This window comes from Anaerococcus lactolyticus S7-1-13 (assembly GCF_000758765.1).
In the GTDB taxonomy this organism is placed as follows: Bacteria; Bacillota; Clostridia; order Tissierellales; family Peptoniphilaceae; genus Anaerococcus; species Anaerococcus lactolyticus.
Genome location: NZ_JRMW01000041.1, coordinates 74,183 through 82,499, shown reverse-complemented (window position 1 = coordinate 82,499; position 8,317 = coordinate 74,183). Strand labels below are relative to the sequence as shown.

Here is an 8,317-nt window from a genome sequence, read left to right as displayed (position 1 = left end):
ATTTATGGTATGGGACTTATGGAAAATAAATTGTGGAAAATTTTTAAATCAACCCTATACCTATCAGCCTTCACCTTCGGTGGGGGCTATGTCATACTAACTTTGATGAAAGATACCTTTGTAGATAAATTAAAATGGATAGACAAAGATCAAATGCTAGACATGACAGCCATAGCCCAGTCGGCACCTGGGGCAGTGGCAATAAATGCCTCGATAGTAGTAGGCTATGAAATATCAGGCCTTCCTGGCATGGCAGTAGCTATTCTAGGCACAGCCATCCCACCCCTCATAATAATTTCAGTCATATCAATGTTTTATGAAGCCTTCATAGCAAATTATTATATAGCAAGCTTTCTAAAAGGCATGCAAGCAGCCATAGTCGCCCTAATATTCAAAGTCAGTTTTGATATGGGGCGTGACCTCTTAAAAGAAAAATCCAAAATAGTTCCGGCAATAATGGTCACAGCCTTCATATTAGGATATTTTCTCAAGGTAAGTATAGTCTATATAATTGGCAGTCTCATCCTATTGGGACTAATAAACTCTCTAGCAAAAAGGAGGAGCCATGTTAATTAAATTATTCATAAGCTTTTTTAAAATTGGACTCTTCTCCTTTGGTGGAGGCTACGCAGCCCTCGCCCTAATCCAACAGGAAGTAGTAGTCGAAAATAGCTGGCTAGCTGTAGGAGAATTCAACGACCTAATCACAATCAGTCAAATGACCCCAGGACCAATCGCCCTAAACTCAGCCACCTTCGTAGGCCAAAGAGTGGCAGGCTTTCCTGGAAGCCTAGCCGCAACAATAGGCTGCATCCTACCATCAGCCATCATAGTAGGCGCCCTATCATATTTTTATAAAAAATACAAGGATATAGACATAATGGCAGATGTCCTAAAATTTTTAAGACCAGCCATTGTAGTAATGATCCTAATAGCAGGCCTAGACATCCTAAAAACATCCCTATTTGATATAAACCCAGTAGCATTTGAAAACTTGAATGTAAAAATGCTGGGCCTATTCATTTTTTCGTTCTTGGTAATGTTAAATAAAGATGTAGACCCTATTAAAATTATGATTTTAAATGGCATATTTTATTTGATTATTTCGATTGTTGCACTTTGAGAGGGAAACATGGATACCTTGTATGTAATGATTAAGCCAAATTCTAATTTATGTAACATAGATTGCAGTTATTGTTTTTATAAAAAAAATCATAACAATATTGTTGATAAATATAATAAGTTTTTGACGAAGAGGTCTTGTGTTATTTTAATTAAAAATATTATACTTGATTTATCTTCAAATAATGATATACAATTTATTTTTCAAGGTGGCGAGCCATCTCTTATTGGATTAGAATTTTATAAGTTTTTCATAGATACTGTCAATTTCTTTAACAGGACATTGCAAAAGAATATAAGTTATAATTTTCAAACTAACGGTATAAATATTGATGAAGAATGGGCTTTGTTTTTTAAGGAAAATAATTTTTTGGTAGGTTTATCATTGGATATGTATCAAAATAACCATGATTTGCATAGAACATGTAGTGGTCAGGGAACATTTGATTTTGTTATGAAAACAAAAAGAATATTTGATTCTTTAGGTGTTGATTATAATATATTATCTGTTTTAACTAAAAATTTATCGATGCATCCAATTGATGCTTATAAATTCATAAAAAATGAGCAAATATCATATGTTCAGTTTATACCATGTATTGATGATAATGTGAACGACGATAATATAAGGGTAAGCCCTAGAGATATTTATAATTTTTATAGTGGTATTGTTTATTTATGGATAGATGACTTAAAAAATAATAGGATAATTCATATAAAATTATTTGAAGATATATATTATTTTATAAAAAATAAAACAATAGGTTTTTGTGGGCAAAATGGACAATGTGGGTTGCAAATTGTTGTTGAGAGCGACTTATCTGTATATCCATGTGATTTCTTTTGTTTTGAGAAATATAGATTGGGAAGTTTATATAAAAACAATTTATCAAAAATACTTCTTAATTCTAAACATTTGTGCTTTCTAAACGAAAAGATATATGAAGAAAAAGAATCATATTGTAAAAATCATTGTGGTATATATAGTCAATGTGGTTTAGGATGTAAGAAATTATTTGGTAAAATGTATCTTGATGAAACTGGATTTTGTGCATATAAAAATATAGTTAAATTGATAAGAGATAATTATTGTGCAATAGATAGCGCATACAAATTAAATAACTAAAATATACTTGTATTAAATTTTTTATTAGCTATTAGATGCTAATATTTTTAATTGAAATTTAAAATAATAAAAAAATAGGATGGATTTATGAAAGAAATATATTTAGGAGTAGATGGTGGAGGTACAAAAACTTCTTATTTTTTAGAAAAAAATGGTGAAAAATTTGAAGTTATTGGTAAAACTTTGCATTTAAAACAAATTTCTAGGGAAGATTTCATTAAGAGATTTAATTTAGCAATTAAATCTTTATGTGAAAAAGCAGATATAAATGTTACAGATATAACATATAGTTTCATTGCCTTACCAGGTTTTGGTCAGTTCCCTGAGGACGAAGACTTTATATTGACTAACCTTAGAAAAAGTTTGATGACAGATGATTTTAGTGTTGATAATGACTGTGTTAATGGATGGGCTGGTAGTTTAAATGCCCAACCTGGAATTAACTTAGTGTTAGGTACAGGTTCTATAGGATTTGGCATAGATGACGAAGGTAATAAGTTGAGTTGTGGAGGATGGGGTTATTTTGTAGGTGATGAAGGAAGTGGATATTACTTAGGTAAAAAAATCATTAATATTTTTTCGAAAATGAGTGATGGAAGATATGAGAAAACACTAATATATGACAAAGTTAAAGAAAAACTGAAACTTGAAGATGATTATGATATAATAACTAAGTCTGTAAATATGTCTAGAGATGAAATTGCTAGTTTATCTACTATATTAGGTGAGGCTATTGAAAATAAAGATAAGTATGCAATGGCTTTGTTGGATGATTTAGCAAATGAGGCAAGTTTGATTATTAATACTATGGCTTGTAAAATGCATTTTAAAGATAAAGTTATAGTCTCATACTCTGGAGGTATTTTTAACTTAGGTAATATTTTGATAAAAGCTATTCAAGATAAATTGAATGAAAATGTAATAATAGTTTCTCCATATGCTGGTCCGAGTGAAGGAGCTTTAATACTTGCTAAAAATTTTTATAAATTTGGGAAAAATCATTATATAAATGGTTGATTATAAATGTATAAAATGTATCATATTAGAAATGGTAATGACCAATTACATACTATTGAAAAAATTAGGAGGCTCATATGTTATTGGATGTTAATAAATTAGAAGAAAGAGATTTTAAGAATACTTATACTGAGATTTTTGCCCAAGCTGATACTTGGGAGGAAGTTTATGGACTTTATGAGGAGAGAAAGGCAGATATTGAGAAATTTTTAGGAAATTTTGATAAGGATACCAAAGTTATCTTTACGGGTGCTGGTACTAGTGAATATGTTGGTAATATTGCTCAAGATTATTTAAAAACTCATGGCGATTTTGATTTTGAATCAATAGCTACAACAGATCTTGTTTCTGCGCCTTATCTACATTTCAAAAAAGATCAAAAGACCCTTTTAGTTTCTTTTGCAAGGAGTGGAAATTCTCCAGAATCTGTGGCTGCAGTGAAGCTTGGAGAACAAATTGTTGATGATTTTTACAATCTTCCAATCACTTGTGCCCACGATGGTAAACTTGCAGTAAATTTAAAGGATGACCCAAAATCTTACGTATTTTTAAATCCGGCTATCACCAATGACAAGGGTTTTGCAATGACAAATTCCTTCTCTTCAATGCTTTTAGCTGCACTTTTGATTTTTGATACAAGCTTGGATAATAAGAAAGAAATTGTAGAAAACCTATCTGCTATTGCTAGGGAAACTTATAAGAGGGCTGATGAGATTGAAAATTTAGTTAATTTTGATTTTGATAGGGTCGCTTATTTAGGATCAGGCCCACTTGGAAAATTAACTAAGGAAGCGAGACTTAAAATATTAGAGCTTACAGCAGGAGAAGTTGTGACAATCTTTGATTCTTCTATGGGCTTTAGACATGGTCCAAAATCATTTATAAATGGTAAGAGCCTTGTAGTTTCTTTTATCTCATCTAATGATTACACAAGACAATACGACCTTGATATCCTTGATGAGATTAAGGCAGATGGTATAGCTCCAAAAATCATTGGGGTTACAAATGAAGATGTGGATAGGGACTACCAATTTGTCCTAAAATCACAAGGCTTAAGAGATGCTTATCTAGCAGTTGCCTATGTTGTAATTGCTCAACTAATTTCCTTAATTACAAGTCTTAGGGTTGGTAATACTCCTGATAACCCATCTAAATCTCACACAGTAAATAGGGTTGTAAAGGGTGTTACAATCCACGATTACAAATAATGGCAAGTCTATACTCGGACCTCATAGATAAGTTATTGGAACAAATTTCAACTATGGATAAGGGGGCCAAGCTCCCTTCTGAAAGGCAACTTTGCCAGGACTATGAGGTGTCAAGAACTACAGTTAGAAATGCCTTGGGCTCTTTAGTTAATTCTGGAGTTTTGTATCAAATCCAAGGCAAGGGAACTTTTGTGAGGGAGAGAAATAGGGAAAACTTATCAAACTATTATTCTTTCACTGAGCAAACCAAAAGAAATGGCAAGACTCCGAAGTCTATAGTAGTTAGCTTTAATATTAGAGCATTAAATGATAAGGAAAGGCACGTTTTCGACGATGCAACCATTGAAAAGGTAATTGTTTTTGACAGGTTGAGGCTTGCGGATGATACGCCTATGATGTATGAAAGAACAGCTATTCCTTACGAGGGATTTGAAAATATCACCAAGAACCTACTGGAAGAAGTAGCCCTTTATGATATATTTGATAATTTCTTTTCTACAAAAATTGCAAATGTTAGGGAAAGGTTTCAAGTATCATCTCTTACAAAAAAAGTGGCTGAGGCCCTTAACCTAAAAGATGGGTCGGCTGCCTTAAAGATAACAAGATTTTCTTATGACAGGGAAGATAGGCTTATAGAATATACAGTTTCCTACGCTAGGGGAGATATGTTCTACTACGAGACTTCCTATAGTCCAAATTAATAAAAAACTCACTATTTTCTATCTTAATCCTAAAAGGGATTGGGAGAGTTTGAAATAGTGAGTTTTTTTGCTTTATTTATCTGATTTAAATTTGATTTTTGTGGCAAGCTCGTTTTTTTCTTTAATCATGAATTAAGTTTTGGGAAATATCTCTAGGTAAATTTTCTTACCAATCTTCTCTTTCGTCATAGAGGTCTAGGAGTTCTTCTAGGATTTTTATTTTCTTTTCTTTGGCTCTTCCTTTGTCGGTGTCACGTCTTAGCATCCTTGGGTTCATCACTTCTACTTCCTTGATGTTTGGGGTGTAGGATGATACTTTGTTTGTGATTGATTCGTAAGACTTGTGCTCTGCGAGGGCTACATGGTGGGAGTTAAAGACAAGGGTGTAGCCGGCTATGCCTGTTTTTGCTTGGTAAGGTTTGGAAATTCCACCGTCTATGACATAGAGCTTGCCATTTGCCTTTATAGGACTTTCGCCTGCTTCTGTAATTACAGGTACATGACCGTTTACGATCCTGCGTCTATTGCCCTCGACCTTAAATTCGTCCAAAATTTTATCGACAATTTCTTCCTTTTCACATAGGTCGTAGTAAGGGTTTGGTTCTTCTTTTTTGAGTTTTTTATCATCTACAAAGATATTTTCAAAATAAGAATACTGACTCTTGCCAAAAATTGGAGAATACCTGCCACTTATGAGATACCACATCATGTCTTTAGCTTTTTTGTCCTTGGTATAATAGGCATCTCTTGCGATTTTTTCAAAATAATCCATAAGGGACTTGCCCTTGTAGATTTTGCCATTTAACTCTACTTCTTGGAAATCTCCGTCTGCTGTTAGCGGAATACAGCCATGAAAGAGAAGTGAGCCGTTTTCGACCCTGTACATGGCGCCGTTTTTGTAAAGAAAATCCATGTGCTTGTTGAGCTTGTCGTTTTTAATGAAGTCTTGTTTTAGGACTTGGATGACATTTTCTTCTTCCTTAGTGAGTTTGGCAGGATTCTTTGGATCTATGGTTGGGAAATTTTTATCCTTAAGCTTGGCATTTTTGTAGGTGTAATTGTTAAAATCAATGAATTTTAGGACGTTTCTTTCTTCCATTTTCATGTCTGGATTTCTCTCAATTAGGGCGTAGTCAAGTTTGAACCTAATCATAGAAATAGCCTTGTACATCTTGGCTGCTGCTTCGGTTGTGATATTGTCATAAATATTATAATCGTAAATTCTTGGAGTAAAACAAGTGCATGGATCATCGCCGTAGGTCTCCATGGCAAACTCGAAGAGAACTCTTAGATTTATTCCATAACCGTCTTCGAGCATATCGAAGTTGTTGTATTTGATTGCATCCGCCACACAGGCTGCGATAAGAGCTGTGTTTCCAGAACATGCGCCCATCCATGCAATGTCGTGGTTGCCCCATTGAAAGTCAACACTTGGGAAGGTCAAAAGTTCATCCATTATGATGTGAGGAGATGGGCCTCTGTCGTAGATGTCGCCAACTATGTGGAGTTTGTCCACAGAAATCCTTTGAATGAGGGTGCAAATGACCTTGATAAAGTCAAAGGCAACTTCGTATTTTACTATATTTGTAACCAGGGATTCATAATAGGCCCTCTTGTTGTATTCAGAATCGTTGGTATATAAAAGCTCATCCAAGATTAGGCTGTATTTTTGTGGGAATTTTCTTTTTACATAATCTTTTGGATACTTGGTTGAAACAAATTTTAGGAGACTTATAAGCCTGTGAATGGTGATAGTTAGGTAATCTTTGCTAATCTTTTCCTCGGTTTTTAGACTCTTGTAAACTAAATCTGGGTCATAAATTAACTGGGCAAGGGCATCCTGGTCTTTTTTTTCTAAGGTATCACCAAAAAGTTTTTGAATCTTATCCCTAATATTCCCTGAGGCAGACCTAAGCAAATGCAAAAAAGCATCGCTTTCCCCATGGATATCAGAAAAGAAATATTCAGTACCCTTAGGCAACTTCTGTTGGGCATTTAATAAGATTAGCTCATCTATAATCGAATTTTTGTCTGGGTAGAGCCCTTTTATGAGGCTTTGATAAGTTTTGTCCATCTTCTTCTCCTTATTTTTTATTTTAAAAGGGCTGGCTCCTAAGGTTGTTAGCCTTAAGAGCACAAAGCCCCCTTAATCTTCGTCTTTGACAAAGTCTGATTTGTTGTAGATTTTTGCTTCTTCTTTCTTTTTGAAATCTTCTGCAATATTTGGATCATAGGTGAGGTTTTCATCGCCTAAGTCATCTACAGCATTATTTATTTTTTTCTCTTCTTCTACATCACCAAGAGTTCTTGGACTTCCATTTGCAAGTTTTTCTTCTGCTTCTTTCTCGGCTTGGGTTTTCAAATCATCATTTTCAAAATCCTTAGCGCTGCTTGTACCAAGTTCGGTATCATCTTTTATAAGTTGACTGGTCATAATTACAGTTTTTCCATCAACACTTGTGTCATCTTTTTTTATGATTTTAACATCCTCATCTTCTTTAAAATCTAGTTTGATAGGATTATCTGATGACTCAACATCGCTTGGACCAGTTTTCACTTCGATATATTCAGTCTTTTTCTCGCTAAGGCCAGTATTATAAACACCCTTAAACTTTGATATTAAACCGATAAGTGAGTTTAAGACTATAAGGCCGTTTAGACCCAAAAGGATATAAAGGAGTTTTTCGCGAAAATAAATGTATAATAAGGCGTCACAGCCTAAAAATAAGAGACCAAAAAATACATTTGCTAGATGGCCATCGCCCTTATCTCCAGCCTTAAAAATTGATCTTGCAATAGCTGTGTTTATTACAAAGGCAAGGATTAAAACGCCTAGGGCAAGGGGCTTTATAATTGCACTTGAAATATTATTTATACCTAAAAGATCAACAGTTGCTAGAAATAAGTGGTTGTCGACAAAAACTACAAAGCCTATGGCAAATAGCAGCAAGATGCTGATTATAGACCTAAATAAGCCTGTTATTATGCTAAAAAATTTTATAAAGTCTTTCATAAGTCCTCCATTATATCCATTATAACACAAAAATTGAATTGTTTATATATTAAATAATTGTATAGTGAAAATAAGTAAAAGCAAGGAAGAGTATTATATATAGAAAGAATTTTTGAAAAGGGCAAATGAT

At 33.6% G+C, this 8,317-nt stretch carries 8 protein-coding genes; 6 read left to right on the top strand and 2 right to left on the bottom strand.

The window, feature by feature from the left end; genetic code table 11:
• The first annotated feature begins 18 nt into the window (after window positions 1-18).
• The 6 genes from HMPREF1630_RS08005 (at window position 19) to HMPREF1630_RS07980 (ending at window position 5,174) form a co-directional block, all read left to right on the top strand.
• Window positions 19-576: a chromate transporter gene (locus HMPREF1630_RS08005; RefSeq protein WP_037325864.1), complete on the top strand. Its 558-nt coding sequence runs from the start codon at window positions 19-21 to the stop codon at window positions 574-576.
• Window positions 566-1,123: a chromate transporter gene (locus HMPREF1630_RS08000; RefSeq protein WP_037328619.1), complete on the top strand. Its 558-nt coding sequence runs from the start codon at window positions 566-568 to the stop codon at window positions 1,121-1,123. Before HMPREF1630_RS08005 ends, HMPREF1630_RS08000 begins: the two co-directional genes overlap by 11 nt.
• 9 nt (window positions 1,124-1,132) lie before the next feature.
• Window positions 1,133-2,248, top strand: coding sequence for a radical SAM protein (locus HMPREF1630_RS07995; protein ID WP_037328617.1), 1,116 nt, complete (start codon window positions 1,133-1,135; stop codon window positions 2,246-2,248).
• An 87-nt stretch (window positions 2,249-2,335) separates the two neighbouring features.
• Window positions 2,336-3,265, top strand: coding sequence for an N-acetylglucosamine kinase (locus tag HMPREF1630_RS07990; protein ID WP_037328615.1), 930 nt, complete (start codon window positions 2,336-2,338; stop codon window positions 3,263-3,265).
• Window positions 3,266-3,342: 77 nt separating this feature from the next.
• Window positions 3,343-4,473 carry an SIS domain-containing protein gene (agaS, locus tag HMPREF1630_RS07985; RefSeq protein ID WP_037328613.1) on the top strand — a complete coding sequence of 377 codons (1,131 nt, stop codon included), beginning with the start codon at window positions 3,343-3,345 and terminating at the stop codon, window positions 4,471-4,473.
• Window positions 4,473-5,174 (top strand): GntR family transcriptional regulator, encoded by a 702-nt coding sequence (locus HMPREF1630_RS07980; protein ID WP_037328611.1) that lies wholly within the window; start codon window positions 4,473-4,475, stop codon window positions 5,172-5,174. Before agaS ends, HMPREF1630_RS07980 begins: the two co-directional genes overlap by 1 nt.
• 166 nt (window positions 5,175-5,340) lie before the next feature.
• Here HMPREF1630_RS07980 and HMPREF1630_RS07975 read toward each other — a convergent pair whose 3' ends face one another.
• Window positions 5,341-7,248 (bottom strand): fructose-bisphosphatase class III, encoded by a 1,908-nt coding sequence (locus HMPREF1630_RS07975; RefSeq protein WP_037328629.1) that lies wholly within the window; start codon window positions 7,246-7,248, stop codon window positions 5,341-5,343.
• Between the two features lie 72 nt (window positions 7,249-7,320).
• Complete coding sequence (locus HMPREF1630_RS07970) at window positions 7,321-8,187, bottom strand: hypothetical protein (RefSeq protein WP_037328610.1); 867 nt, start codon at window positions 8,185-8,187, stop codon at window positions 7,321-7,323.
• Window positions 8,188-8,317: the final 130 nt, after the last annotated feature.

Excerpts from the sequence above, each read along its gene's own strand:
- HMPREF1630_RS08005 (WP_037325864.1), top strand. The coding sequence starts at position 19 with ATGGAAAATAAATTGTGGAAAATTTTTAAATCAACCCTATACCTATCA.
- HMPREF1630_RS08000 (WP_037328619.1), top strand. The coding sequence starts at position 566 with ATGTTAATTAAATTATTCATAAGCTTTTTTAAAATTGGACTCTTCTCC.
- HMPREF1630_RS07995 (WP_037328617.1), top strand. The coding sequence starts at position 1,133 with ATGGATACCTTGTATGTAATGATTAAGCCAAATTCTAATTTATGTAAC.
- HMPREF1630_RS07990 (WP_037328615.1), top strand. The coding sequence starts at position 2,336 with ATGAAAGAAATATATTTAGGAGTAGATGGTGGAGGTACAAAAACTTCT.
- agaS (WP_037328613.1), top strand. The coding sequence starts at position 3,343 with ATGTTATTGGATGTTAATAAATTAGAAGAAAGAGATTTTAAGAATACT.
- HMPREF1630_RS07980 (WP_037328611.1), top strand. The coding sequence starts at position 4,473 with ATGGCAAGTCTATACTCGGACCTCATAGATAAGTTATTGGAACAAATT.
- HMPREF1630_RS07975 (WP_037328629.1), bottom strand. The coding sequence starts at position 7,248 with ATGGACAAAACTTATCAAAGCCTCATAAAAGGGCTCTACCCAGACAAA.
- HMPREF1630_RS07970 (WP_037328610.1), bottom strand. The coding sequence starts at position 8,187 with ATGAAAGACTTTATAAAATTTTTTAGCATAATAACAGGCTTATTTAGG.